We start from the raw sequence: 23,778 nt of genomic DNA, 5'->3' as shown, positions 1-23,778 counted from the left end.
TGTGGGCTGGTAACCCTGGAGTACCGCTTACGGCTAGCACCATCCTAGCCATTTCCGTGCAGCATGTGCTCCCGGTTACGTCCCGCCGCCACCCGGGACGGCAGTTCAGGACACGGCGGGCTACACGTGCTGGTTGAACACGTGCCGGCGCACCCAGGCGTGCATGGCAATGGCCGCTGCCGAGGCTGCGTTGATGGACCGGGTGGAGCCGAACTGTTCGATGGACAGGGTGGCCACGGCCGCTTCATGGACCTCCGGCGTCAAGCCGGGTCCTTCCTGGCCGAACACCAGCACGCAGTCCCTGGGCAGTTCATAGGTCTCGAGCGGCACGGAGTCCGGGAAGATGTCGATCCCGATGATCGCCAGCCCCTCCCCCTGCGCCCACGCCACGAAGTCCTCCACGGTGGGGTGGTGCCGGACATGCTGGTAGCGGTCGGTGACCATGGCACCCCGCCGGTTCCACCGCCGTCGTCCGATGATGTGCACTTCCTTGGCCAGGAACGCATTGGCCGTGCGCACCACGGTGCCGATGTTCAGGTCGTGCTGCCAGTTCTCGATGGCGACGTGGAAGTTGTGGCGCCGGGAGTCGAGTTCCGCAACAATCGCTTCGTGCTTCCAGTAGCGGTACTTGTCCAGCACATTGCGGCGGTCGCCGTCGGCAAGGAGGTCGGGGTCCCAGTGGTCCCCTTCCGGCAGCTCGCCTTCCCAGGGCCCGACGCCGACCTCCGCCTTTTCAGGGGCGGCCTCCTCAGGCTGCGGGTTGAGTTCGTCTGGCAGGCCGGGCGTCTGGTTCACCCCTCAACACTAGACTGGACCACTGGAGCATTCATCACCGTGGAGGTAGACGTGGCAGAAGCAGACCAGGTAGCAGGGAACCCGGCGGTATACCGCAGCGGCCAGGAGATTGAATGCTGGCTGACGGACATGGACGGCGTCCTGGTCCACGAAAACCAGCCCATCCCCGGCGCGGCCGAGCTCATCCAGCGGTGGGTGGACACCTCCAGGCGCTTCCTGGTGCTGACCAACAATTCCATCTATACCCCGCGCGACCTGGCTGCGCGCCTGCGCTCCTCCGGCCTGGAGATCCCCGAAGAGAACATCTGGACCTCTGCGCTGGCCACGGCGCAGTTCCTCAAGGACCAGGTGCGGGGCTCGGAATCCGGAAACCGCGCCTACACCATCGGTGAGGCGGGCCTGACGACGGCACTGCACGAGGCAGGCTTCATCCTCACCGACCAGAATCCGGACTTCGTGGTGCTTGGCGAGACGCGCACCTACTCCTTCGAGGCCATCACCATGGCCATCCGGCTGATCCTTGCCGGCGCGCGGTTCATTGCCACGAACCCGGACGCCACCGGCCCATCCAAGGACGGCCCCATGCCGGCCACGGGAGCGATCGCGGCGCTGATTACGAAGGCCACCGGCCGTGAGCCGTACATTGTGGGCAAGCCGAACCCCATGATGTTCCGCTCTGCCATGAACCAGATCGATGCCCACTCCGAGACCACTGCCATGATCGGGGACCGGATGGACACGGACATCATCGCCGGCATGGAGGCGGGGCTGCACACCGTCCTGGTCCTCAGCGGCATCACCCACAAGGACGACATCGCTGCGTACCCCTTCCGGCCCAACCAGGTCCTGAACTCCGTGGCGGACCTGAAGAACCAGATCTAGAACACCGTCACCCGGGAACCGCCGCGGGGGAGCGGGAAGTGCTCATCCAGCAGTTCTTCCAGAATGGGCCGGTAGACGTTCGGGTTCCAGCCCGGACTCGCGTGGGCGGGCCTGGCACCGACGGTCTGCAGGGAGCTCGACACCATGTTCGCCTTGAAGGCTACGGCCCACGCCTCCACCGCCGTCTGGTAGCGGACGGTGCGGTCACTGGGGTTGCCGATGTAGGCCATCTTGGCGCCCCCGATCTTGTCCGCGAACCGGCTGCCCTCGAAGTGGTAGATGTATGCCGACTCGGACTGGATGAGCACGCTGGACGGGGCGATCGGTGACAGCTGCTCCAGCGTCTGGTCAAGGATCTGGCGCCAGCTCCGCTCGTCCTTGTGGATGACCCGCTCCCCCAGCTCGTAGCCGCCGCGGAGGGTGGACGGGAACCGGAACCCACGCTCATAAAGGAACACCACGCCGTCGAACCAGCTCTGGTCCAGGACGTCGTGCTTGCTGTAGGGACTGGAATCGAGAACGATGAACTCCACTTCCACGCCGTGGATTTCCAGCAGGCGCGCGGCAACCTGGGTAGCCACCATCCCGCCGAAGCTGTGGCCGTAGAAAAACAGCTTGGTGAGCTTCTGTGCCCGGACGTATTCGATGACCGCAATCACCACCTCGTCGATGTCCAGGCCCTGGTTTGAATATCCGATGGCGGCAAGGCGGGCGCGCTTGTTCAACGCCCCCCGGAGGGAGTTGAGGATCCACTGGGATTCCTCCCAGCTCGTCTTGTAGCCGGGGAACAGGAACCAGCTGGCGTCGGGGTAGTAGGCATCGGCGAAGCCGTCATCGACGGGAAGGATCCGGTTGCTCCGGCGCTGCGACTGCACCTGGCGGGTCAGCAGCATGTCCGCCGCAAGCAGGCCCGAAGCACCGGCTCCGGACAGGAACCCACGCCGGGAAAATTGTTTAAGGGCAGCACCTTCGGCCAGCAGCCGGGCCCCCGGGACCCCGGGCCGGTCCTGCGGACTTACCTCCCCCTCATACGGCACACCCCTACCGTAGGCACACCTGAAGACGCCGCCGCAAGAAGGCGGCTGTAACCATTCAGTGACGCCCGGTCAGGCAGCGGCGCTCAGCTGGCCGCCTGACCCTCCGAGGCAGGCAGGGATGCAGCGGACTCCTGCTGCCGGCGCCGCAACTCTTCGCCAATGTCGTTGTAGCGGCCCAGCAGGTCCGAGCCCGCGAACGCTTTGGGACTGTCCAACAGGGCAAAAATCGAGTCGCTCGCCGTCAGCAGTTCCGCGTCCGAATACTCCTCCAGGGGCCGGCCGCACAAGTCGTCCAGGCGGCCGGCAGGCACCAGCGGAAACCCGTCGGCGAGGTCCCCCACGCCGTCGCAGCCGTCGGCAAGCCCTTCGATGAGTGCCAGCTCCCGTCCGCTTGGCTCCTGACCCGCGGCCCATTCAGCAGTGCCAAGGGTGAGGTCCAGGGAAACGCCGCTGCCATAGATTCCCGGCAACGTGCCGGTGTCAATGGCATTCAGGTCGCTCCGCAGGCCGGCGAGGGCGGAAGACTCCACGAGTACAGCCCCGGAGAGGTAAACGCGGATATGGGAGCGGATGCCCATTCGCCGGATCCGCCGGATGATGTGGGCGAGTTCGGGCCGGGAGCCCTGTGTCAGGCTTCCCCGGACATCGATCCGGACAATGTCCGCGGGGACATCGAGGTTAACAAGGGCATTTAAGGCGCGGTCCATAGGTACTCCAAAAGAGGTGTCTATGGCCGACGGCTCAACCTCGGTAAGCGTAACCTCCCTCGAAGCCCCGCACAACCCGCCAGTAACAAGGAAGGAAGCTTGCTAAGCGCTCTGGTCCGCCTGGACTCTGCCCGGTTCCTGGAAATGGGTCCGGGTGCCGACACCGCCAACGGAATCAACCAGGGACTTGGCGATGTCCCTCAGCTTGGTGTTCGTGTTGGAGGAGGCTTCCGTCAGGATGGCGACTGCCGCCTCCTGGCTGCACCTGTTCTGCGCCATCACAATGCCGATGGCGATGTCGATGATGGTGCGGGATTCCAGGGTGGCCCGGAGGTTTGCCGCGCTGTCCGTATGGAGCGAGAACCGTACGGCAAGCCGCAGCGCCTGGGAGATCTCGCGGGTGAATTGCCGGGCCCTGGCAGTGGCGCGCTCATCGAACTTGTGCGGGGCGTCCGAGTACAGGTTCAGGGCCGCCTTCGCTTCGCCCTGCAGGTTGAAGGGCAGGGACAGCACGGACCGCAGTCCATGGGATGCCACGGCGGAGGCATAGTCCGGGCCCCAGCGGTTCTCCTCGAACAGGTCAGGAACGTGGACTTCGCGTTCCTCCTGGGCGGCGGTGAGGCAGGGGCCCTGCGAGAGTGAATACTGGATCTGGTCCACTTCCCGGGCCGAGTCGCTGCTCCAGCCGATGGTGGCAGCCTTGCGGTCGCGGAGCAGCGTGATGCCGCAGAGCGCGTCGTCGCCGTCGCCCGCCATCTGGTGCGCGGAGAACCGGGCGAGCTCATTGAGGAAGTCCTCAAAGTCGGCACTCTCCAGGATGAGGTTCTGGACCTGATCGGTGGTGCTCAAAGGCTGTTCAGGGGGGAGCATGGTGCACGTTCTCCGTACGGGGAATGAAGGGGTTACCGCAAATGATAGAACAGCCTCACGGTGCGGTCCACATCGGCGGCGGGCACCGCAGGCGGCCCAAGGCCGGCCCGCGGTGGCGCATGGAGCGGGAAGGCTAGGAAAGCCCCAGTTCGTCCTTGCCGAATGCGAACAGGTAGGGCACCCCGGTTTCCGCTTCGATCTTTTCCTTCGCGCCGGTATCGCGGTCCACGATGACGGCAACGGCCACCACGTTGCCTCCGGCCCTCCGGACGCCCTCCACGGCCGTCAGCGCCGAGCCGCCAGTAGTGGACGTGTCCTCCAAAACCAGGACTTTCCGTCCTTCGACCGACGGGCCTTCCACCTGGCGGCCCATGCCATAGGACTTCTGCGCCTTGCGGACCACAAACGCGTCCACAGTGCGTCCGGCGTCCACTGCCGCGTGCATGACCGCGGTACCCACGGGGTCAGCACCCATGGTGAGTCCGCCCGCGCACTCAAAGTCGATTCCGGCGTCGTCCGCCAGCGCCAGCATGACCTGGCCCACCAGCTTGGACGCCTCGTGGTGCAGCGTGATGCGGCGAAGGTCGATGTAGTAGTCAGCCTCGGCTCCGCTGGAGAGGATCACCTTGCCGCGGACCACGGCGAGTTCCTTGATCAGTTCCAGCAGTCGGGCGCGGGCGGCTGCAGTATCCACTGCAGTGTCACTGGGGGAAGTCATGGACTCCAGTTTAGTGGGGGCGGCCCGGTGTGGATGCTTGAGCGTTGTTGACACCGCTGGCTAGGCTGTTCCACATGCGCGAACTCCAGGCCAGCATCATCAAGGAAATGGGCGTACAGCCCCGGATCGATCCCGCCGGGGAGGTGCGCAAGCGCGTCACATTCCTCAAGGATTACCTGAAGGCCACCCATACCAAGGGTTTCGTCCTGGGCATTTCCGGCGGCCTCGATTCGTCGCTCGCCGGAAAGCTGGCCCAGCTTGCGGTCGAAGAACTTGAAGCAGAGGGCGTGGAGGCCAACTTCGTGGCGGTGCGGCTGCCCTATGGCGTCCAGCATGACGAGGAAGACGCCCAGGCCGCCCTCGACTTCATCAAGCCCAAGACGGAATGGACCTTCAACATCTCAGCGGCCGTGGACGGCTTCGAGGATGAGTTCGAGAAAACCGTAGGCACGGAAATCTCCGACTTCCACAAGGGCAACACCAAGGCCCGCACCCGCATGATTGCCCAGTACGCCCTGGCGGGCGAACACAACTACCTGGTGGTCGGCACGGACCACGGCGCCGAGTCCGTGACCGGCTTTTTCACTAAGTACGGCGACGGCGGCGCGGACATCCTGCCGCTGTTCGGCCTGAACAAGCGGCAAAACAGGGCCCTGCTGGCCGAACTTGGAGCGCCGGCACGGGTCTGGGAGAAGGTGCCCACGGCGGACCTCCTGGACGACAAACCAGGCCGCACCGATGAAGACGAGCTGGGCCTGAGCTACGACCAGATCGACGATTACCTGGAAGGCCGGGATGTTCCGGAGTCCGTGGCCGAGTCGATCGAACAGAAGTACCTGCGCACGCGGCACAAGCGCACGGTCCCCGTCACCATCTTTGACACCTGGTGGAAGACCGAGGGCCCGGAGGAGCCGCGCGCAGGGCTGTAGGAATTCAGCGCGCCCGGTTCGCCTTTCCGTCCCCGCCCAGCTGCTGGGTGATGCGGTGGGCCTCCGCCATCAACAGGTTCCCCAGCTCTTCCTGGCGTTCCGCCCGGAAGCGCGGCTCGATCCCGGTGAGTGAGAGGGCCCACGCCGGCCGGCCGGACGGATCGAACACAGCGGCGCCCATTCCCCAACTGCCTTCGAGGACCAGCCCGGGATTAACCGAGTAGCCCGCCTGCCGGGTCCGGGCAAGGTTGGCCCGGACTACCTCCTCGGAGTGCCCCGCCGCGAATGCGCCGGCATGCTCCCGCCAACTGCCCAGCAGCTCCTCCTGCTCGGCCTCCGGCAGGAAGGCCATGATGGCGGTGCCCGCGGAGGCCACCCCGAGCGGGAAGCGCACGCCCTCGTGCAGCACGAAGGACCGGACCGGGAAACTGCCCTCCTCACGCAGCAGGCACACCGTCTCGGAACCGCGGCGGATGGAGAAGAAGGCACTTTCGCCAGTGGCCTCGGCAAGCCGGCGGAGGCTGGGCCTGGCGATGTCCTCCAGCGGAAACCGCGCCGACGCCACCGATCCCATCAGGAGGATCTCCGGGCCCAGGACCCAGTTGCCGCTCCCGGCATCGTGGTCCAGCAGCCCCTCGGAAGCCAGGGAGGAGAGGAGCCGGTGGACGGTGGGCCGCGTCAGGCCTGATTCCTGTACCAGGGCGGCCAGGCCCATTCCCTCCGCGCTGCGGCCCACCAGCCGTAACAATCCGGCGATGCGGCTCACCACCTGGGCTCCCTGCACGGGCACTTGGCTCATTCCACTCCTTCAATGTCCATAATGTGGATGAGGTTCAGCATACCGTCCACAGTGTAAAACGCTGCGTTCTACGCTAATCCGCGCTTCTTGACACCCCTAAAAACTCCCCGTACTGTCCCTTTGCAGACCCGTTGTCCACAACGTGGATAACTCCCGGAGACTCAACGAGGAGACGCCATGACCAAACTCCAGCCAACCGCCGTTGCCGCCCTGGAAGGGGCCCTGCGGGACGGCATCACCCTGGCCGTAGGCGGGTTCGGCCTCAGCGGCATCCCCGCGGACCTGATCGAGGCGGTGCGCAACTCAGGGGTCAAGGACCTGACCGTGGTGTCGAACAACATGGGCGTGGACGGCAAGGGCCTGGGCATCCTCATCGAGGCAGGCCAGGTCCGCAAGGTGATCGCAAGCTATGTGGGCGAAAACAAGCTGTTCGCGGAGCAGTACCTCGCCGGACGGCTCGAGGTTGAGTTCACGCCGCAGGGAACCCTTGCCGAACGCCTCCGGGCCGGCGGCGCCGGGATCCCTGCTTTCTACACCAGGACCGGCGTGGGCACCCTGGTTGCCGAAGGCAAGCCCCACGAGGTGTTCGACGGCGAAACGTACGTCCAGGAGCGCGCCATCCGCGCCGACGTCGCTCTTGTCCACGCCCACACCGCGGACACGGACGGAAACCTCACCTACCGCTACACAGCCCGCAACTTCAACCCCGTCATTGCAACGGCCGGGCTGCTGACCATCGCGGAGGCGGAAGTCATCGTGGAACCGGGCGAACTGGACCCCAACCACATCGTCACGCCCGGCGTGTACGTCCAGCGCCTGGTCAAGGCCAGCAAGCGCCTGAAGGACATCGAGCAGCGGACCGTCCGTCCGCGCCCCCTGTCCATGGATGCCGAAGCGCTGGCCGTCTGAAAAACCGAACCCACGGAGGAGTACCCATCATGGCTTGGACCAGGGATGAAATGGCTGCCATCGCAGCCGAAGAACTGAACGACGGCGACTACGTCAACCTGGGCATCGGCATCCCCACGCTGGTGGCCAACAACCTGCCCGACGGCGTCCGGGTTGTGCTGCAGAGCGAAAACGGACTGCTCGGCATGGGACCGTTCCCCTACGAAGGCGAGGAGGATGCGGACCTCATCAACGCCGGAAAGCAGACCGTCACGGTGTTGCCCGGTGGAAGCATCTTTGACTCGGCCACGTCTTTCGGGATGATCCGCGGCGGCCACGTCAAGGTCGCGATCCTGGGCGCCATGCAGGTATCCGGCAGCGGCGACCTGGCCAACTGGACCATCCCGGGAAAGATGGTCAAGGGCATGGGCGGGGCCATGGATTTGGTGGCCGGGACCCCGCGGGTGGTGGTCCTCACGGAACACACCGCCAAGGACGGCACCGCGAAGATCGTCCGCGAGTGCACGCTGCCGCTGACCGGGTTGAGCTGCGTGGACCGGATCGTCAGCGACCTTGCGGTCTTCGATCTTTACCCCACGGACGACGGCGGGCGGCAGCTTACGCTGACCCGGCTGGCACCGGGGATCACCGTTGAGGAGATCCGCGAAAAGACGGAGGCTGCGTTCACTGCCGCGCTGGAAGAGCCGGCCGCCGCAGAATCCGCCATGGAAGGAGCTTCGGCATGAGCCTCAAGGAACAGTTCGGCAAGGATGTCCTGCTCACGGGCTGGGGCCACAGCCGGTTCGGGAAGCTGGCGGACGAGACCCTGGAATCCCTGATCGTCCAGGTGTCCACCGAGGCCATCAGCAATGCGGGCATCGAGGCCGGCCAGATCGACGAGATCTACCTGGGCCAGTTCAACTCCGGCATGATGCCGCTGGCATTCCCTTCGTCGCTGGCCCTGCAGGTCTCGGACCAACTCGCCAACGTTCCCGCCACACGGGTGGAGAACGCCTGCGCCTCGGGTTCCGCCGCGTTCCAGCAGGGCACCAAGTCCCTCCTGGCCGGCACGGCAAAGACCGTGCTGGTGATCGGCGCCGAGAAGATGACCCACGCGGGAGCCGATGTTGTGGGGGCAGGCCTGCTGGGCGCCGACTATGACATGGCCGGCAAGGCGTCCACCACCGGTTTCACCGGCCTCTTTGCCGAGGTGGCCAAGCACTACGGAAAGCGGTACGGCGACGGGGACCTGGGCGACGTCCTGGGCAGCATCGCCGCCAAGAACCACCGCAACGGCGTGGACAACCCCTATGCCCAGCTCCGCAAGGACCTCGGCGAGGACTTCTGCCGCACCGTGTCGGACAAGAATCCCATGGTGGCTGATCCCCTGCGCCGGACGGACTGCTCCCCGGTCTCAGACGGTGCCGCCGCCGTCGTGCTGTCAACCTCACCAACGGGCGGTGCCGTTGCGCCCGTGCGGCTCGCCGGCTTCGGCCACGCAAACGACTTCTTCCCCGCGGCCCGCCGCGACCCCGTGGCCTTCGAGGCCACGCGGGTGTCCTGGCAGCGCGCCCTGGCGATGGCCGGCGTCGGACTCCAAGACCTGGACTTCGCGGAGGTGCACGACTGCTTCACCATCGCCGAACTGCTGATGTACGAAGCCATGGGACTCACCGATCGCGGCCAGGGGGCCCGCGCCCTGGTCGAAGGCTGGGTGTACAAGGACGGCAAGCTGCCCGTCAACGTCTCGGGGGGCCTTAAGGCGAAGGGCCACCCGGTGGGCGCAACCGGGGTCTCCCAGCACGTCATCGCAGCCATGCAGCTCAGCGGCACCGCCGGGGACATGCAGCTCGCCGGCCCCCGCCGGGCCGCCGTCCAGAACATGGGCGGCGTTGGCATTGCCAACTACGTCAGCGTGCTCGAGGCCCTCTAAGCCCTTGGAGTTTTCGTCCGGATATGCCCACGTCGCAGGCCCGTAGCCCTGCATATCTGGACAAAAACTCCATTCCCTGACGCACCCGGCCCACACTTGCGCCGAGCTCGGGTTGGCACCGGGGCGGCCGCAATTGCCACCGCCACTAGGCGTGAAGGCATGCCCTGACCTCGCCAAATGTTGCCCAACCCTTGCAAGAGGGGCTTCCGCCCCGTACGTTGGGGACTGCGGGGGACGTTCTCCGCGCACTTCGGGCCGACTGCCCGGGGAGAGAATCAGAGTCACACGAAGGAATGCAGCCATGGCAACAGGCACAGTTAAATGGTTCAACGCCGAAAAGGGTTTTGGCTTCATTGCCCCCGATGACGGGTCCGCTGACGTTTTCGCCCACTACTCGGCAATCGCCAGCAGCGGATACCGCTCACTCGATGAGAACCAGAAGGTTGAATTCGATGTGACCCAGGGTCCCAAGGGCCCGCAGGCAGAGAACATCCGCCCGCTCTAAGGCTTAGGCGACCTCCGGCTCCTGCCGGGGAACCTGTACCAGGCAGCGGCCCCTCCAGCATCATGCTGGAGGGGCCGCTGTTTTGCTTTTCCGCTTCAGCTCCGCCCCTCCCCCCCATTCCTGTTCCGGGTTTGGGACAATTGGAGGGTGATGGGACAGGACCAGGGCCAAGACCCCTGGGAGGAGTTCGACAGGCTGGGACCGGCGGCGCCTGACCGCGTTCCCGGGCACCCCGGCGGGGAACCCCTCGGCTTTGGTTTCCGCACCGGCGTGCGCAGCGCGCGTGTCGCCATCGGATTTGCCGTGTACGCCCTCGCGCTGGGGACCGTCCTGGCACTGACCGGATGCATATTTTTCGCTGCCCGCGGGCAATGGCTGCTCGTGGGGCTGATGCTGGCCATCGAGGCAGTCTTCATTTTCGCGTTCAGCCGCCTGGTGGCCCAGGCCCGGAACCGGTCAGCCCGGCGCCATCCCCGCGGCCACGGTTTTCCCGAAAAGCCCGCTTGACCTTGACGCCGCGTCAACCCCTACGCTCAAAGCATGGATGCGGCGGAAGGCACAAGGGGCCCGGACTGGGCCATCCAGGACATCGCGCGGATGGCCGGGACCACCAGCCGCACGCTGCGGCATTATGACGACATTGGGCTTTTGAAGCCCAGCCGGATCGGCGGCAACGGCTACCGGTACTACGACGCCGCCGCCCTCCTGCAGCTGCAGCGGATCCTCCTCCTGCGGGAGCTTGGGCTGGGCCTGCCGGCCATTGCCGAGGTCTTTCGCCAGCAGACGGACGCCGTCAAGGCGCTCAGCCACCACCTGGAGTGGCTGGGCCAGGAACAGGAACGGCTTTCGCGGCAGATGGCGTCTGTCCGGCAAACGATCGAAACAATGAAAGGAGGAGGCGAGATGGTGGCGGAAAAGATGTTCGACGGCTTCGACCACACGCAGTACAAGGACGAGGTGGAAGAACGTTGGGGCAAGGATGCCTACGCAAAGGGCGACGCCTGGTGGCGGGGTATGGATGCAGCGGAAAAACAGGCGTGGAAGTCCGGCGCTGGAAGGCTCGGCAGAGACTGGATCGCTGCCGCAGGTTCCGGGGCTGCCCCGGATGGGGCTGAGGCCCAGGACCTGGCCCGGCGGCATGTGGAATGGCTGTCATCAATTCCGGGGACACCCGCCGCCGAGCAGGGCGGGGACATCAAGGGGTACGTGACTGGGCTGGCGGAAATGTACGTGGCCGATGCCAGGTTCGCCGCCAACTACGGGGGCGAAGCGGGGGCGGAGTTTGTTCGTGATGCACTGCTGGTTTACGCGGGCCGGAACCTCTAGGTTCCGGCCGAAGCAGGGCGGCCCGGCTAGACGAAGGCCGACTTGCCGGTGACGGCACGTCCCACGATGAGGGAATTGATCTCATAGCTGCCCTCGTAGGTGTAGAGGATTTCAGCGTCTCCGAAGAGCTTGCCCATCTCGTAGTCGGCGCTGATGCCATTGCCGCCCAGCAAGGACCGCCCCATGGCCACCGATGCGCGGGCAAGCCGGGTGGTGGTGGCCTTCGCCATGGCGGCCTGGGCCATCTCCAGCTTCCCCTCCTCCTGGATGCGTGCCAGCTGCACCATGAGCGCCAGGGAGGCAGTGGCGTTGCCCAAAATGTCCGCGAGCTGTTGCTGGACCAGCTGGAACCGCGCCAGTTCCCTGCCGAACTGGCGGCGGCTCAACGAGTAGGCGCGGGCAACGTCGAACGCGGCCAGCTGGATCCCGGCGGCCTGCCAGCCCACCCATGCCCGGGAGTCCCGCAGCAGGTGGTTCGCCTTGGTGAAGTCGGTGGCTCCGGGAAGCAGGTTGGCGGCCGGAATACGGACGTCGTGTAGGGTGATGTCCGCATTCTGCATGATCCGCAGGCCTATCTTGTTGCAGATCTTGGTGGCTGCATAGCCGGGCCGGCCCGTCTCCACAAGGAAGGCCTTGACCTGCCGGTCAGCCACGTCCCGCGCCCAGACCAGGGCAAAGTCGGCGATGGTTCCCGCGCCGATCCAGCGCTTGGCGCCGTTCAGGATCCACTCGTCGCCGTCCAGCCTGGCGGACGTCTCCAGCCCTCCGGAAATGTCGGACCCATGGCCGGGTTCCGTCAGCGCAAAGGCCCCCAGGCTGGTGAAGGCTTCCAGCCCCGGCAGCCAGCGGACCTTCTGCTCCTCGGACCCCAGCTCGGTGAGGGTGCCCACGATCAGTTCGTTGTGGATCCCGGCCAGGGCCGAGAGGGACACATCCGCCCGGGCCAACTCCACATACATGAGCCCTTTGAACAGAAGGGAACTGCCGTCCACCTGGAGCGCCCCAAGGCCATGCCGGCCCAACTCCGCCAACAGTTCGAAGGGGAACTCTTCGCGGTTCCAGTACGGGATGGATGCCTGGCGCACCCTTGCCTGCAGGAATTCGCGGACACTGAGGTACCGCTGGCGTTCGCGCACAGGCAGGAGGTCCGCCACATACATCAGGTCCGCGTCAGGAAAAGGGAGTGCGTCGGCGGGACGTTGCGGCTGCAGGGGCTCCACGGGCTGCACGGGTATAAGTCCCTTCCGCTTCACCTAACCATTGGATGTCCTAGTATATTCACAAGGCTAGGAAAAGTGAGCCACGTCACCACAAGGAAAGGTGTGCCATGGCCGCCCCGCTGTCCCGCGATCCCATTGCTGAAGCCCAGCGGAACTGGGAAGAACACGGCTGGGGGGATGTGGCCGCTCCGATGGCGGCCATAACGGCCATTATGCGCACCCAGCAGATCCTGCTCGCCAGGATCGAGTCCATCCTCAAACCGTTCGGCCTCACCTTTGCCCGCTATGAACTCCTGGCGCTGTTGAGCTTCGCCAGGAAGGGCTCGCTTCCCATGAACAAGGCGAGCGCCCTGCTCCAGGTCCACCCCACGTCCATCACCAATGCAGTGGACCGGCTGGAACGCGCCGGCCTGGTGGCCCGCTTCCGGCACCCTACGGACGGCAGGACCACGCTGATTGAACTCACCACCGAGGGGCGCACTATTGCCAAGCGTTCGACGGCGGCACTCAACGCCGAGGTGTTCAGCGCACCTGGGTTTGATCCCGGCGACGTGGAACACCTGATCCGGATCCTCCACGCCTTCCGCCGGAACGCCGGCGATTTTGAGGAGTGAAGGGGATTGTTTGGATTGGTGATGCGGCTGGTCAGCGCCGGAACTTTGCCCGCTTGAACCGCCTGACCACGAGTGCGATCACCGCAACCCCCAAGGCAGCGTAGACAGCGTAGTTCAGGAATCTGGAGTACTGCTCGATCAGCTGGTACTGGGTGCCCAGGAGGTACCCCAGGCCAATCAGTGCTCCGTTCCAGAGGCCGCTGCCGGCCAGGGTGAACAGGCTGAAGGTGCCCACCGGCATGCGGGACGCCCCCGCCGGGAGCGAGATCAGGCTGCGGATCCCGGGGAGCAGCCGGCCGAAAAAGATCGATGACCTGCCGTGGCGGCGGAACCAGCCTGCCGCATGTTCAAAATCCTCCCGGTCCACCAGCGGAAGCCTGGACAACCCCCGGATGGAACGCTCCAGGCCCAGTTTGGCGCCAAGCCAGTAGAGGAACAGTGCACCAAGGTAGGCCCCGAGGGTGCTGGTGACGAACACGAGCAACAGGTTCAGGGCTCCCTGCTTGGCGAGGTAGCCGGCCAACGGCAGGATCACCTCGCTGGGGATAGGCGGCACCACGGTTTCGGCCAGGGTGAACGCACCTACACCCCACTCGCCCAGCCGCTCTATGGCGCGGGCAGCCACACCTACCAAACCGGTGAGATTGCCTGTCGAGCCACCAGCATCCGCCGCCATCGCCCACATACAATTCCCCCATCCGGTTCAAGGTTGCCCTGCCCTGTCTACCTTACGCACCTGTAAACAGGCTGGGCCCATCCTTACCGGTGCCTGAATTCCGGCTGGCGCTTCTCGGTGAACGCCGCCATGCCTTCCTTCTGGTCCTCGGTGGCGAAGAGGGAGTGGAACAGCCGGCGCTCGAACAGGACCCCCTGGGCCAGCCCGGTTTCGAAGGCGGCATTCACGGCTTCCTTCGCCACCATGGCGGCGGGCTTGGACTTGGACGCGATCACCTCGGCAGCCTTGAGGGCTTCCTCCAAAACATCCTCCGCAGGCACCACCCGGGACACCAGGCCGCAGCGGTCAGCCTCCTCCGCTCCAATGAACCGCCCCGTGAGGATCAGGTCCATGGCCTTGGCCTTGCCCACAGCGCGGGTCAGCCGTTGCGAGCCGCCCATGCCCGGCAGGACGCCCAGGTTGATCTCCGGCTGCCCGAACTTGGCGTTGTCCCCCGCGATGATGAGATCGCACATCATGGCCAGTTCGCACCCGCCCCCCAGGGCGAATCCGGACACGGCGGCAATGGTGGGAATGCGGAGCCGGGTGAAATCCTCCCAGCCGCGGAACCAGTCGGCGGCGTACATATCGATGTAGCCCTGGGCCGCCATCTCCTTGATGTCAGCCCCGGCAGCAAAAGCTTTGCCAGAGCCCGTGATGACCACCGCCCCGACGCCCGGATCGGCATCCATGATCCTCACGGCGGACACGAGTTCCTCCATGGTGGCCTTGTTGAGGGCATTAAGCGCCTGTGGCCGGTTCAGCGTCACCAGGCCTACCCGGCCCCGCTGTTCCACGAGGATGTTCGCGTATTCCGTCACTCCGGGCTCCCGTCGTCCTGCGCTGCATTGCGTGCTGCGCTTGGTAGTGCACCGCCTGATGCGTCGTGCGGTGCACTGCTTCTTGAAATGTCTGGTTCGGTGCCGGCCCGGTGCCCGGACATGGCGCGGATGTCCGTGATGATGCCCGAGAAGTCCCTGCCGGCGCCCTCCCCCGCGGCAAACGTATCGTAGATTTCGGCAGCCAGCGGGCCCATCCGCGCCGCCACCCCCGTACTTTTCAGCGCGTTGAGGGCAAGGTTGAGGTCCTTTGCCATCAGGGCTCCGGCGAAACCGGGCTGGTAGTCCCGGTTGGCAGGGCTCGTGGGAACGGGCCCGGGTACCGGGCAGTTGGTGGTGAGCGCCCAGCATTGCCCGGACGCCGCCGACGCTACGTCAAACAGTGCCTGGTGGCTCAGCCCCAGCTTCTCCCCCAGCACAAAAGCCTCGCTGACGGCGATCATGGAGACTCCGAGGATCAGGTTGTTGCAGATCTTGGCAGCCTGGCCCGCGCCGTGCGCTCCGCAGTGGACCACGCGCTTGCCCATGACCTCGAGCAGCGGACGGACGTATTCGAAGTCCTTGTCCTCCCCGCCAACCATGAAGGTCAGGGTGCCGGCTTCTGCGCCCACCACGCCGCCGGAAACCGGAGCGTCCACGGAGCGGTGGCCGGCGCCAACGGCGAGGGCTGCCGCTTCCCGGGCCTCATCGACATTGATGGTGGAGCAGTCCAGGAACATGGTTCCGGGCTTCGCCGCCGCCAGCAGCCCCCGTCGTCCGCCGTTCCCGCGGTAGGCGTCCAAGACATGCCGGCCGCTGGGGAACATCGTGAGGACCACGTCCGCGCCGGATACTGCGTCCTCCGCGCCGGCCGCGGTAGGGACGCCGGCGGCCCCGGCGGCTTCAAGGGCTGCCGGTACCACGTCGAAGCCCGCCACGGGGTAGCCGGCCCTGACCAGGTTCACTGCCATCGGGCCGCCCATGTGGCCAAGGCCCAGGAACGCGACGGTGTACTTTTCAGGCATGGTCAGGCTCCTTCAGCTGCAGGTCCACACTGTTGAGGCCCAGTTCCCGGCTGCCCAGCGGCTCAAAGAAGCGGTCCACTTGGGCAGGCTTCACCCCGGCCAGGGTGGGCGGGTTCCAGCGCGGGTTCCGGTCCTTGTCCACCACCTGCGCCCGGATTCCCTCGCGGAAGTCCGGCGCGGACAGGAACCGGAGGCCAACGCGGTACTCCTGGGCCAGGGCCTCGTCCAGGGTCCGGCCCTTGACCCTGCGCAAGGAGGCCAACGTGACTTTGACCGACGTCGGCGACTTTGCCTCGATGGTGTCCGCGGCCTGCAGGGCCTCGGCGCTCTTCCCGCCCTGGTAGCCTCGCAGGCGCCGCACGATCTCCTCGGCGTCGTCCGAGGCGTAGCAGCTGTCGATCCAGCCCCGCTGCCCCTCCAGCACGGAAGGCGGGGCCTCCTCCCGGTAGCGCCCAATGGCGGCGTCCGGCGTTTCGTCCTCCAGCGCCGCCACCAGGTCGGGCAGCTTTTCGGACCGGACGAAGTGGCTGGCCAGGCCAAGGAACAGGGCGTCCGCTGCGGTCAGGTGGGCACCAGTCAGGGCGGCGTGGGTTCCGGTTTCCCCGGGGGCGCGGGCCAAGAGGAAGGTCCCGCCAACGTCGGGGGCGAAGCCGATGGTTGTTTCCGGCATTCCGGTCCGGGTGCGTTCCGTGACCACTCGGAGGGACCCGTGCGCGGAAATCCCGACGCCGCCGCCCAGCACCAGCCCGTCCATCAGTGCCACGTAGGGCTTGGGGTACCGGGCGATGAGGGAGTTGACTTGGTACTCCGTCTCCCAGAATTGCGCCGTCCGGCCACCGCCCGCCACCATGTCCTCGTAGATCGCCACAATGTCACCGCCGGCACAGAGGCCCCGGTCGCCCGCCCCCTGCACCAGTACCGTGGCAACGCCGTCGTCGTCCGCCCATAGGGTGAGCTGCTTCAACAGCGCCCCAACCATCCCCGCCGTCAGCGCATTCACCGCCTTGGGCCGGTTGAGCGTCACCACCCCCAGCCTGCCGCGGCGCTCGAACAGCACCTCTGCGATGCTGCCTGCAGGTCCGTCCGGATTCCCCGCACGGTTCGCTGCGCCCTTTGCCATGCTTGCAGTCATCAGCTTCCTTCCGGCATCACGAAGCTGGCTCCGTGCCGTATTCCTGAGGGCCACCGTGTGGTGACCGTCTTGGTCTTGGTATAGAAACGGAACGCGTCCGCGCCGTGCTGGTTCAGGTCGCCGAACCCTGAGGCCTTCCAGCCCCCGAACGTGTAATAGGCGATGGGCACGGGGATGGGGACGTTGATGCCCACCATGCCCACGTCCACCCGGGTGGCGAAATCCCTGGCGGCATCGCCATCGCGGGTGAAGATCGCCACGCCGTTCCCGAACTCGTTTTCTGTGCACAGCCGCAGGGCGTCGTCGTAATCAGCCGCCCTGACGACACTGAGGACGGGACCAAAAATCTCGTTGCGGTAGATGGCCATGTCCTTGGTGACGTGGTCAAAGAGGGTTGGCCCTACCCAGAAGCCGTCTTTATGCCCCTTTACGCTGAATCCCCGGCCGTCGGCCAGCAGAGTGGCGCCTTCGTCCACCCCTGCCTGGATGTAGCCCTCGATGCGTTCCTTGGCGGCAGCGGTGACAACCGGGCCAAAGTCAGTGTCCTTGTCCAGGCTGGGGCCCACCTTGAGCGCCTTGACCCGGTCCTGGAGCCTTGCCACCAGCCGGTTGGCCGTTTCCTCCCCCACCGGCACTGCCACTGAAACAGCCATGCATCGCTCGCCCGCGGAGCCGTAGCCCGCACCGACCAGGGCGTCGGCTGCCTGGTCCAGGTCCGCGTCGGGCATGACCACCATGTGGTTCTTGGCGCCGCCAAAGCACTGCGCCCGCTTTCCGTGGGCCGCGGCCGTGGCGTAAATGTACTGTGCGATGGGGGTGGAGCCCACGAACCCGACTGCTTTTACCCGGGGATCCTCCAGCAGCGCGTCCACTGCCTCCTTGTCTCCGTTCACCACGTTGAACACCCCGTCCGGAACACCTGCCTCGGTGTACAGCTCGGCCAGGCGGAGGGGCACGGAGGGATCGCGTTCGGAGGGCTTCAGGATGAAGGCGTTGCCGGCGGCCAGGGCGGGGCCGGATTTCCACAGCGGAATCATGGCGGGAAAGTTGAACGGCGTGATGCCGGCAACCACGCCAAGGGGCTGGCGCAGCGAGTGGATGTCGATCCCCGGGCCCGCGTCGCTGGAGAACTCGCCCTTGAGCAGGTGCGGCGCGGCGGCAGCGAATTCCACCACTTCAAGGCCGCGCTGGATATCGCCTTTCGAATCGGCGAGGGTCTTGCCGTGCTCCGAGGAGAGCAGCCTGGCGAGCCCATCGATGTCCCGGTTGGCCAGGTCCACGAACCGCAGCATGATCCTGCCGCGCCGCTGCGGGTTCATGGCTGCCCATTCCCCCTGCGCCTTCTCAGCAACAGCGACGGCGTTCCGTACCTCGTCCCGGCCGGCGAGCGGTACCCGGGCCTGGACCTGGCCGGTGCACGGATCAAAGACGTCGCCAAAGCGGCCCGACAGGCCGGCAACATGCTGGCCGCCGACAAAATGGGACAGTTCGCGGACCATGGCTGCAGGCTCCTTCGCATGTGATCCAGGTCATTCCTGGTTGCGAATATACTCGGACTTCCTACTAACTTCCATACGGGCTGCCCTGCCCTGGGGCACTGGGGCGGGCGCCGCCGTCGTGCCCACATTGGTGCCCGGTTTCGCCTGGCTCGGCCCCACGCGTGCGCGGGTCCGCGCCGTTGTGCCCCGTTTCGGAGCCCTGCCCGGTCCGCATTTCCAGCGCTCAAGGTAGGTTAGGAACTGTGAAGATTGCTACCTGGAATGTGAACTCCCTCCGTGCCCGCGCCGACCGCGTGGAAGCCTGGCTTCAGCGCAGCGACTGCGATGTCCTGGCCATCCAGGAGACAAAGTGCAAGGACGACAACTTCCCGTGGGAGCTCTTTGAGCGGATGGGCTACGAGGTTGCCCACTTCGGCGTCAACCAGTGGAACGGCGTGGCCATCGCCTCCCGGGTGGGGCTGGAGGACGTGGAACGCACCTTCCTGGACCAGCCCTCGTTCGGCAAGGCCGGCAAGGATCCTGTACAGGAAGCCCGCGCCATGGCTGCCACCTGCGCCGGCATCCGCATCTGGAGCCTGTACGTCCCCAACGGCCGTTCCCTGGACGACGAACACATGCCGTACAAGCTCAAATGGCTCGAGAGCCTGAAGACGCACGCGCAGGAACTCGTCACGCAGGACCCCGGGGCCCAGGTGGCCCTGATGGGCGACTGGAACATCGCACCGTTCGATGACGACGTCTGGGACATCGATCTGTTCGTCAACAACCGCTACACCCACGTCAGCCCGCCCGAGCGTGCCGCCTTCCACGCCTTCGAGTCAGCCGGCTTTACCGACGTTGTGCGCCCGTACACCCCGGGCCCGGGCGTGTACACCTACTGGGACTACACGCAGCTGCGCTTCCCCAAGAAGGAGGGCATGCGGATCGACTTCGTGCTGGCCAGCCCGGCCCTGGCGGCACGCGTCACCGGCGCTTCGATCGACCGCGAGGAGCGCAAGGGCAAGGGCGCCTCGGACCACGCCCCCGTGCTGGTGGAACTGGCGGACTGATGGCAGCATCCTGGACCCACATTAGGAGGCCCTGATGACCGGAAACCTCTACCGGGGCCAGGCCGGCCTGCCGTTCTCGTCCACCCTCCGGGTCTACGAGCCGCTGGAGGCCTTCCCCGAGGAGCAGCGCCAGGCAATCCAGGCGGAGGGGGCGCGCTCGGCTTCCCGCGCCGCCGTCGAAAATGCTGAACTGCTGGCCTCGCTGGGACGCATCACGCGCTCCGGCGGTGATCCCTTCCCCACGGGACGCACGGACCTGGTGCGCGTCACCACTGCTCCGGCACCAACCAGCGGAACCGCCGGTGAAGCATCCGACGACGGTGCTGACGAGGAGCCTGTGCTGCTCTACTGCCCCAGCCAGCTGGTGCTCCGGGCCGGTTTGGCGGCCAACGCCCTGATGGAAGGCATCCACGGTCCGCTGGCCGAGCTGCTGATCCCCGAGGAGCAGCGGGACAAGCATCAGGAACGGATAGACCAAGTCAAGGCCCGCGACGGATCCGTCCGGGTGCACACCCGCGCCTCCACCTGGGGAATCCCTTTCAGCTGGTTTTCCCTGTTCATGGAATCAGACCACAAGGACGTGGTGGAGGCCGGTGGCCGGATCGTCACCGTACGGGTGTGGGCGCCCATAACGGACGCCTTGGAGCGCGCACGCTACGCCGTGGCGAACCTGGCCCTCGCCGCACCGGACCTGGACATGCTGGACGACCTCGCCCAGCTCACGGAATGGCTGGAACTGTTCCACGTCAATTCGATGGTGGAGCTCGATTACGGGGCTGTTGCCGACAAGGTGTACCCGGACGATTCGCCCATGGACATCCGGCTGGGCATTGAATGCCTTGCTGAGGGGGACATGACCGGCGCCGCTGCAGCCTACCGGCGCCTGGCATCCCGGTGGATCCCTATCCGCCAGCTGGCGCGCGCCTCCTGACGCTGGCCGCGCAGGCCAGGCGTTCAAGCCTGGGGCGGCGCCGTTGTCCTTCGGACGATCAGTTCATGGGGCGCGACGGCGGACCGGACGGCGCCGATCTCGCCGTCCAGTTCGTCCAGGAGCATCTTGGTAGCCAGTTCGGCCTGCTCATCGGGCCGCTGGCCAACAGTGGTCAGTCCCATGGCGTCGGCGAAATCGTGGTTATCGATGCCCACCACGGAAAGTTCCTCCGGAACCCGGATGCCAAGGCGGGCCGCTTCAAAGATGACGCCCATGGCCATTTCGTCCGAGGCGCAGAAGATGGCAGTCGGCTTCTTCCCCGGCTTGGACCAGAGACGCCGCAAGGCTTCCTGGCCGCTGCGGACGGTGAAGTCACCCCATTCATCCCACTCCGGGCGCGTGGGGAGGCCGGCTGCCGTCATGACATCCTTGAATGCAAGGATGCGGACCCGGGGAACGTCGAAGTTCAGGTCCGTCTCGTCGTCTCCGTGCAGCAGGGCAATGTCCCGGTGGCCAAGGTCGATCAGGTGGCGGACGGCAGCGGAGGCAGCGGCATAGTCGTCGATGCCGATGTAGGCACACTCTTCGACGTGGCCCCCCACCACCACCAGGGGGATGTCGATTTTCTGCAGGTGGTCCAGCTCTTCATGGGTCAGAGCCATACACAGCACCAGCAGGGCATCGATCTGCTTGTAGACCATGGTCTTGCTGAAAAGCCGCTCCCGGTTGCTCCCGTGGCCGCCCAGGTTGAAGAGCGAAAGATTGTAGTTGCGGGCATGCAGCTCGCGGTCCGCGCCCTCGATCGCCTTGGAGAAGAACCAGCGGCTCACGAACGGGGCAAGGACCCCGATGGTCCTGGTGCGTCCGGTGGCCAGGCCGGACGCGGAGGAGGAAGCAACGTAGCCCAGGTTCCCGGCGACCTCCAGGATCTTCTCCCGGGTGGCAGGCGATACCCGGGGCAGCCCCCGTACCGCCCGCGAAACCGTGGCAGTGGAAACTCCTGCTGCTGCGGCCACATCCTCGATGCTGACACCGCTGTGGCCTCCCCGTTGAGACCTTTCAGTTGTGCGTGCCACGGTGTCCCCTCATGTACTCCCTGCAGGTACCCGCCCTGCTTAATGCGATACGCCTGTGCCAATCGTATTTTGGACACAGGCCTGCCTCGCAGTGTTACCGCGCCGGGTGGACGCCGGCAGCGGGTAAGCCGTGCTACTTCCGGTCCGGCAGCCGCCGCCGCAGCCGCACCATTCCGTACAGTGCCAAAAGCATTGCCAGCAGGCCCAGGGCCCAGCCGAGGGCGGGCTGCGCAGTCACCTCCATCCAGACGGTGACCACCAGCAGGACCAGGGCCCAGAAGCCGAGGAACCCGATGATGATGTCAAAATCCTCGCCGGACCTCAGGAGCCGGCGGCTGCCTCCCGCCCCCGGAGTGCGGGAGCGGGAAGCGTCGCGTGTCACTTGACCGCACCCGCCGTCAGGCCGGCAACGATCTTGCGCTGGAAGACCAGCACCAGGATCACCAAAGGAATGGTGACGATGGTGCCTGCCGCCATGATGGCGGTGTACGGAATCTGGTTGGGCTGCGCGCCGGCAAAGCTGGCGATGGCGACCGTGACCGGCTTCGTTGCCTCATTGGACAGCTGGCTGGCGATCAGGAATTCATTCCAGGAGGAGATGAAGGCCAGGATCGCCGTGGTGAAGATGGCCGGGGCTGCCAGGGGCATGATCACTTTCCGGAACGCCTGGCCCTGCGTGCAACCGTCAACACGGGCTGATTCCTCAAGCTCCCACGGCATCTCGCGGAAGAAGGAGGTCAGTGTGTAGACGGTGAGCGGCAGGACGAAGGAGATGTTCGGGATGATCAGGGCCTGGTAGGTGCCCATCCAGCCGATGTTGGTGAACAGCTGGAACAGCGGCGTGATCAGGGCAACGCCGGGGAACATGGAAGCGCCCAGGATGAACCCCAGCACAAGGTACTTGAACCGGAAGTTCAGGCGTGCCAACGCATAGGCGGCGAAGACGCCGATCACCAGCGAGACCACCGTGACAGTCACGCCGATGATGATGCTGTTGATGAGCGCCTGGCCGAACTTGTTGCCGAACGACGTATCGAAGGCAGTGATGAAGTTGTCCATGGTCACGTGCGTGGGCCAAGGCGTGGTGTCGTAGGTGAAGCCCACCTCGCGGAACGCCGTCACCACCATCCAGTAAGCCGGTGCAAGGCACCAGATCAGGATCACGACGGCGCTGATATAGGTGCGGGCGCTGGCCCACTTTTCCCGGGTCTGGGCGGCCTTGCGGCCCTTGTCCTGCTGCGCCCGCAATGCCGTGGCGGCAGTTGTGGTTGTCATTTCTTCCCCTTACCGGTGGCTCCGCTTTGTTCCACGACGTTCGCACCGAGGAACCGGACGAAGATGAATGCGACCAGGAAAATGATGATGAACGTGATGGTGGACAAGGCAGCTGCCGAGTTGAACCCTTGCCTGATCTGGTTGATCACCAGGATGGAGAGCGTGGTGGTGTTGTTGGCACCGCCGGTCAGGATGTAGGGAAGGTCGAACATGCGCAGGGCGTCCAGGGTACGGAACAGGATGGCCACCATCAGCGCGGGCTTCACCAGCGGAAGCGTGATGAGGCGGAAGCGCTGCCAGGCAGTGGCGCCGTCGACCTTTGCGGCCTCGTAGACCTCAGCCGGAATCATCTGCAGGCCGGCAAGGATCAGCAGCGCCATGAACGGCGTGGTTTTCCAGGTGTCCGCGATGATCACTGCCCACTTCGCCGGCCATTCGCTGCCGGTCCACAGGATGGACGCATTGAACAGCTTGTTGATGATGCCGTTGAAGTCGAACATGAAGAGCCACAGCTGGGCCGTGACAGCGGTGGGGATGGCCCACGGAACGAGGACGGCTGCGCGGACCAGGCCGCGGCCCTTGAACGTCCGCGCCATGATCATGGCCATCCAGAAGCCAAGCACTGTCTCGAAGGCCACGGTGATGACGGTGAAGAGGAAGGTGGTCCCGGTGGCGGTCCAGAACTGGCCGCCCAGGGTGCCCGGCGGGCAAGCGACGGTACCGCCGTTCGGGGCGGCGCACTGCTGCCCCAGCCAGTTCACGTAGTTTTGGATCCCCGCGGGGCCGCCGGCGGTGAACAGCCCGGTGGCCGGGTCCAGCCCCGCGTCCTTCTGGAAGGACATCACAATGGCGCTGATGATGGGGTAAACAATGACGATGCCCAGGGCAATGATGGTGGGAGCCAACAGCCAGGAGGCCCATTTGCCTTGGCTGAGGATCGCGTTGTCTTCACCTACACCTTTGGGACCGTGGTGTACATCGGGGGCGCCCGACGCCGGCTTTACCGGCGTCGGGCCCAATTCGGTTGCCATGGCT

Annotated in this window: 27 protein-coding genes; 11 read left to right on the top strand and 16 right to left on the bottom strand. The window is 65.7% G+C overall.

Features of this window, described 5'->3' with window-relative positions:
• Positions 1–120: 120 nt before the first annotated feature.
• A complete protein-coding gene (locus tag FHJ30_RS02740) occupies positions 121–795 on the bottom strand; it encodes a TrmH family RNA methyltransferase (protein WP_139027731.1) in 675 nt (224 codons plus the stop codon).
• Positions 796–846: 51 nt separating this feature from the next.
• Here FHJ30_RS02740 and FHJ30_RS02735 point away from each other — a divergent pair, with 51 nt between their 5' ends.
• On the top strand, positions 847–1,677 hold the full coding sequence (locus FHJ30_RS02735; RefSeq protein WP_228405197.1) for an HAD-IIA family hydrolase: 831 nt from the start codon (positions 847–849) through the stop codon (positions 1,675–1,677).
• Here the strand turns inward: FHJ30_RS02735 and FHJ30_RS02730 are convergent.
• From FHJ30_RS02730 to pyrE, 4 genes are all read right to left on the bottom strand, one after another.
• Complete coding sequence (locus tag FHJ30_RS02730) at positions 1,674–2,714, bottom strand: alpha/beta fold hydrolase (protein ID WP_139027729.1); 1,041 nt, start codon at positions 2,712–2,714, stop codon at positions 1,674–1,676. The genes FHJ30_RS02735 and FHJ30_RS02730 overlap by 4 nt on opposite strands.
• A gap of 83 nt (positions 2,715–2,797) precedes the next feature.
• The gene (locus FHJ30_RS02725) at positions 2,798–3,421 is read right to left on the bottom strand and encodes a hypothetical protein (RefSeq protein ID WP_139027728.1); all 624 of its coding nucleotides are present in this window, start codon (positions 3,419–3,421) and stop codon (positions 2,798–2,800) included.
• Positions 3,422–3,523: 102 nt separating this feature from the next.
• A complete protein-coding gene (locus tag FHJ30_RS02720) occupies positions 3,524–4,291 on the bottom strand; it encodes a GAF and ANTAR domain-containing protein (RefSeq protein WP_139027727.1) in 768 nt (255 codons plus the stop codon).
• A gap of 133 nt (positions 4,292–4,424) precedes the next feature.
• Positions 4,425–5,009: an orotate phosphoribosyltransferase gene (gene pyrE / locus FHJ30_RS02715; protein ID WP_139027726.1), complete on the bottom strand. Its 585-nt coding sequence runs from the start codon at positions 5,007–5,009 to the stop codon at positions 4,425–4,427.
• A 74-nt stretch (positions 5,010–5,083) separates the two neighbouring features.
• Between pyrE and nadE the strand changes: the two genes are divergently transcribed.
• Positions 5,084–5,938: an ammonia-dependent NAD(+) synthetase gene (gene nadE / locus FHJ30_RS02710; RefSeq protein ID WP_139027725.1), complete on the top strand. Its 855-nt coding sequence runs from the start codon at positions 5,084–5,086 to the stop codon at positions 5,936–5,938.
• Between the two features lie 4 nt (positions 5,939–5,942).
• Here nadE and FHJ30_RS02705 read toward each other — a convergent pair whose 3' ends face one another.
• Positions 5,943–6,737 (bottom strand): IclR family transcriptional regulator, encoded by a 795-nt coding sequence (locus FHJ30_RS02705; protein WP_139027724.1) that lies wholly within the window; start codon positions 6,735–6,737, stop codon positions 5,943–5,945.
• A 177-nt stretch (positions 6,738–6,914) separates the two neighbouring features.
• Here FHJ30_RS02705 and FHJ30_RS02700 point away from each other — a divergent pair, with 177 nt between their 5' ends.
• The 6 genes from FHJ30_RS02700 to FHJ30_RS02675 all read left to right on the top strand — a co-directional run bounded on the left by FHJ30_RS02700 (position 6,915) and on the right by FHJ30_RS02675 (position 11,389).
• On the top strand, positions 6,915–7,646 hold the full coding sequence (locus FHJ30_RS02700; RefSeq protein ID WP_139027723.1) for a CoA transferase subunit A: 732 nt from the start codon (positions 6,915–6,917) through the stop codon (positions 7,644–7,646).
• Positions 7,647–7,675: 29 nt separating this feature from the next.
• Positions 7,676–8,371 (top strand): CoA transferase subunit B, encoded by a 696-nt coding sequence (locus FHJ30_RS02695; protein ID WP_139027722.1) that lies wholly within the window; start codon positions 7,676–7,678, stop codon positions 8,369–8,371.
• Positions 8,368–9,558, top strand: coding sequence for an acetyl-CoA acetyltransferase (locus FHJ30_RS02690; RefSeq protein ID WP_139027721.1), 1,191 nt, complete (start codon positions 8,368–8,370; stop codon positions 9,556–9,558). The genes FHJ30_RS02695 and FHJ30_RS02690 overlap by 4 nt, the downstream gene beginning before the upstream one ends.
• Positions 9,559–9,859: 301 nt before the next feature.
• Positions 9,860–10,063, top strand: a complete 204-nt coding sequence (locus tag FHJ30_RS02685; RefSeq protein WP_013599688.1) for a cold-shock protein — start codon at positions 9,860–9,862, stop codon at positions 10,061–10,063.
• Positions 10,064–10,213: 150 nt separating this feature from the next.
• On the top strand, positions 10,214–10,570 hold the full coding sequence (locus tag FHJ30_RS02680) for a hypothetical protein (protein ID WP_139027720.1): 357 nt from the start codon (positions 10,214–10,216) through the stop codon (positions 10,568–10,570).
• A 33-nt stretch (positions 10,571–10,603) separates the two neighbouring features.
• A complete protein-coding gene (locus FHJ30_RS02675; protein ID WP_139027719.1) occupies positions 10,604–11,389 on the top strand; it encodes a TipAS antibiotic-recognition domain-containing protein in 786 nt (261 codons plus the stop codon).
• Positions 11,390–11,415: 26 nt separating this feature from the next.
• Here the strand turns inward: FHJ30_RS02675 and FHJ30_RS02670 are convergent, their stop codons facing one another.
• Entirely contained in the window at positions 11,416–12,549 is a 1,134-nt protein-coding gene (locus tag FHJ30_RS02670) for an acyl-CoA dehydrogenase family protein (RefSeq protein WP_139027761.1), read from the bottom strand.
• A gap of 167 nt (positions 12,550–12,716) precedes the next feature.
• Between FHJ30_RS02670 and FHJ30_RS02665 the strand changes: the two genes are divergently transcribed.
• On the top strand, positions 12,717–13,223 hold the full coding sequence (locus FHJ30_RS02665; protein ID WP_139027718.1) for a MarR family winged helix-turn-helix transcriptional regulator: 507 nt from the start codon (positions 12,717–12,719) through the stop codon (positions 13,221–13,223).
• 31 nt (positions 13,224–13,254) lie between these two features.
• Here the strand turns inward: FHJ30_RS02665 and FHJ30_RS02660 are convergent, their stop codons facing one another.
• The 5 genes from FHJ30_RS02660 to FHJ30_RS02640 form a co-directional block, all read right to left on the bottom strand.
• On the bottom strand, positions 13,255–13,908 hold the full coding sequence (locus FHJ30_RS02660; RefSeq protein ID WP_139027717.1) for a DedA family protein: 654 nt from the start codon (positions 13,906–13,908) through the stop codon (positions 13,255–13,257).
• A 74-nt stretch (positions 13,909–13,982) separates the two neighbouring features.
• Positions 13,983–14,759 (bottom strand): enoyl-CoA hydratase, encoded by a 777-nt coding sequence (locus FHJ30_RS02655; protein ID WP_139027716.1) that lies wholly within the window; start codon positions 14,757–14,759, stop codon positions 13,983–13,985.
• Positions 14,756–15,781, bottom strand: a complete 1,026-nt coding sequence (gene mmsB / locus FHJ30_RS02650; protein WP_139027715.1) for a 3-hydroxyisobutyrate dehydrogenase — start codon at positions 15,779–15,781, stop codon at positions 14,756–14,758. Before mmsB ends, FHJ30_RS02655 begins: the two co-directional genes overlap by 4 nt.
• A complete protein-coding gene (locus tag FHJ30_RS02645) occupies positions 15,774–16,913 on the bottom strand; it encodes an enoyl-CoA hydratase/isomerase family protein (RefSeq protein ID WP_373683162.1) in 1,140 nt (379 codons plus the stop codon). The genes mmsB and FHJ30_RS02645 overlap by 8 nt, the downstream gene beginning before the upstream one ends.
• Complete coding sequence (locus tag FHJ30_RS02640) at positions 16,913–18,412, bottom strand: CoA-acylating methylmalonate-semialdehyde dehydrogenase (protein ID WP_139027714.1); 1,500 nt, start codon at positions 18,410–18,412, stop codon at positions 16,913–16,915. Before FHJ30_RS02640 ends, FHJ30_RS02645 begins: the two co-directional genes overlap by 1 nt.
• A 242-nt stretch (positions 18,413–18,654) precedes the next feature.
• Between FHJ30_RS02640 and FHJ30_RS02635 the strand changes: the two genes are divergently transcribed.
• Together FHJ30_RS02635 and FHJ30_RS02630 are read left to right on the top strand one after the other, a co-directional pair.
• Positions 18,655–19,461 (top strand): exodeoxyribonuclease III, encoded by an 807-nt coding sequence (locus tag FHJ30_RS02635; RefSeq protein ID WP_139027713.1) that lies wholly within the window; start codon positions 18,655–18,657, stop codon positions 19,459–19,461.
• 34 nt (positions 19,462–19,495) lie between these two features.
• On the top strand, positions 19,496–20,392 hold the full coding sequence (locus FHJ30_RS02630; RefSeq protein WP_139027712.1) for a hypothetical protein: 897 nt from the start codon (positions 19,496–19,498) through the stop codon (positions 20,390–20,392).
• A gap of 23 nt (positions 20,393–20,415) precedes the next feature.
• On the opposite strand, the gene FHJ30_RS02625 is transcribed toward FHJ30_RS02630, so the two are convergent.
• From FHJ30_RS02625 to FHJ30_RS02610, 4 genes are all read right to left on the bottom strand, one after another.
• Positions 20,416–21,468, bottom strand: coding sequence for a LacI family DNA-binding transcriptional regulator (locus FHJ30_RS02625; protein ID WP_139027711.1), 1,053 nt, complete (start codon positions 21,466–21,468; stop codon positions 20,416–20,418).
• Between the two features lie 133 nt (positions 21,469–21,601).
• Positions 21,602–21,850, bottom strand: coding sequence for a hypothetical protein (locus tag FHJ30_RS02620; protein ID WP_139027710.1), 249 nt, complete (start codon positions 21,848–21,850; stop codon positions 21,602–21,604).
• Positions 21,847–22,743, bottom strand: a complete 897-nt coding sequence (locus FHJ30_RS02615; protein WP_139027709.1) for a carbohydrate ABC transporter permease — start codon at positions 22,741–22,743, stop codon at positions 21,847–21,849. The genes FHJ30_RS02620 and FHJ30_RS02615 overlap by 4 nt, the downstream gene beginning before the upstream one ends.
• Positions 22,740–23,774, bottom strand: coding sequence for a carbohydrate ABC transporter permease (locus tag FHJ30_RS02610; RefSeq protein WP_139027708.1), 1,035 nt, complete (start codon positions 23,772–23,774; stop codon positions 22,740–22,742). Before FHJ30_RS02610 ends, FHJ30_RS02615 begins: the two co-directional genes overlap by 4 nt.
• Between the last annotated feature and the right edge of the window lie 4 nt (positions 23,775–23,778).

Origin of the sequence: Arthrobacter sp. BB-1 (assembly GCF_006151685.1) — a bacterium.
GTDB lineage: Bacteria > Actinomycetota > Actinomycetes > Actinomycetales > Micrococcaceae > Arthrobacter.
This window is presented reverse-complemented; position numbering and strand designations above follow the sequence as displayed.

Excerpts from the sequence above, each read along its gene's own strand:
- FHJ30_RS02725 (WP_139027728.1), bottom strand. The coding sequence starts at position 3,421 with ATGGACCGCGCCTTAAATGCCCTTGTTAACCTCGATGTCCCCGCGGAC.
- FHJ30_RS02720 (WP_139027727.1), bottom strand. The coding sequence starts at position 4,291 with ATGCTCCCCCCTGAACAGCCTTTGAGCACCACCGATCAGGTCCAGAAC.
- pyrE (WP_139027726.1), bottom strand. The coding sequence starts at position 5,009 with ATGACTTCCCCCAGTGACACTGCAGTGGATACTGCAGCCGCCCGCGCC.
- nadE (WP_139027725.1), top strand. The coding sequence starts at position 5,084 with ATGCGCGAACTCCAGGCCAGCATCATCAAGGAAATGGGCGTACAGCCC.
- FHJ30_RS02705 (WP_139027724.1), bottom strand. The coding sequence starts at position 6,737 with ATGAGCCAAGTGCCCGTGCAGGGAGCCCAGGTGGTGAGCCGCATCGCC.
- FHJ30_RS02700 (WP_139027723.1), top strand. The coding sequence starts at position 6,915 with ATGACCAAACTCCAGCCAACCGCCGTTGCCGCCCTGGAAGGGGCCCTG.
- FHJ30_RS02695 (WP_139027722.1), top strand. The coding sequence starts at position 7,676 with ATGGCTTGGACCAGGGATGAAATGGCTGCCATCGCAGCCGAAGAACTG.
- FHJ30_RS02690 (WP_139027721.1), top strand. The coding sequence starts at position 8,368 with ATGAGCCTCAAGGAACAGTTCGGCAAGGATGTCCTGCTCACGGGCTGG.
- FHJ30_RS02685 (WP_013599688.1), top strand. The coding sequence starts at position 9,860 with ATGGCAACAGGCACAGTTAAATGGTTCAACGCCGAAAAGGGTTTTGGC.
- FHJ30_RS02680 (WP_139027720.1), top strand. The coding sequence starts at position 10,214 with ATGGGACAGGACCAGGGCCAAGACCCCTGGGAGGAGTTCGACAGGCTG.
- FHJ30_RS02675 (WP_139027719.1), top strand. The coding sequence starts at position 10,604 with ATGGATGCGGCGGAAGGCACAAGGGGCCCGGACTGGGCCATCCAGGAC.
- FHJ30_RS02670 (WP_139027761.1), bottom strand. The coding sequence starts at position 12,549 with ATGTATGTGGCGGACCTCCTGCCTGTGCGCGAACGCCAGCGGTACCTC.
- FHJ30_RS02665 (WP_139027718.1), top strand. The coding sequence starts at position 12,717 with ATGGCCGCCCCGCTGTCCCGCGATCCCATTGCTGAAGCCCAGCGGAAC.
- FHJ30_RS02660 (WP_139027717.1), bottom strand. The coding sequence starts at position 13,908 with ATGTGGGCGATGGCGGCGGATGCTGGTGGCTCGACAGGCAATCTCACC.
- mmsB (WP_139027715.1), bottom strand. The coding sequence starts at position 15,781 with ATGCCTGAAAAGTACACCGTCGCGTTCCTGGGCCTTGGCCACATGGGC.
- FHJ30_RS02645 (WP_373683162.1), bottom strand. The coding sequence starts at position 16,913 with ATGACTGCAAGCATGGCAAAGGGCGCAGCGAACCGTGCGGGGAATCCG.
- FHJ30_RS02640 (WP_139027714.1), bottom strand. The coding sequence starts at position 18,412 with ATGGTCCGCGAACTGTCCCATTTTGTCGGCGGCCAGCATGTTGCCGGC.
- FHJ30_RS02630 (WP_139027712.1), top strand. The coding sequence starts at position 19,496 with ATGACCGGAAACCTCTACCGGGGCCAGGCCGGCCTGCCGTTCTCGTCC.
- FHJ30_RS02615 (WP_139027709.1), bottom strand. The coding sequence starts at position 22,743 with ATGACAACCACAACTGCCGCCACGGCATTGCGGGCGCAGCAGGACAAG.
- FHJ30_RS02610 (WP_139027708.1), bottom strand. The coding sequence starts at position 23,774 with ATGGCAACCGAATTGGGCCCGACGCCGGTAAAGCCGGCGTCGGGCGCC.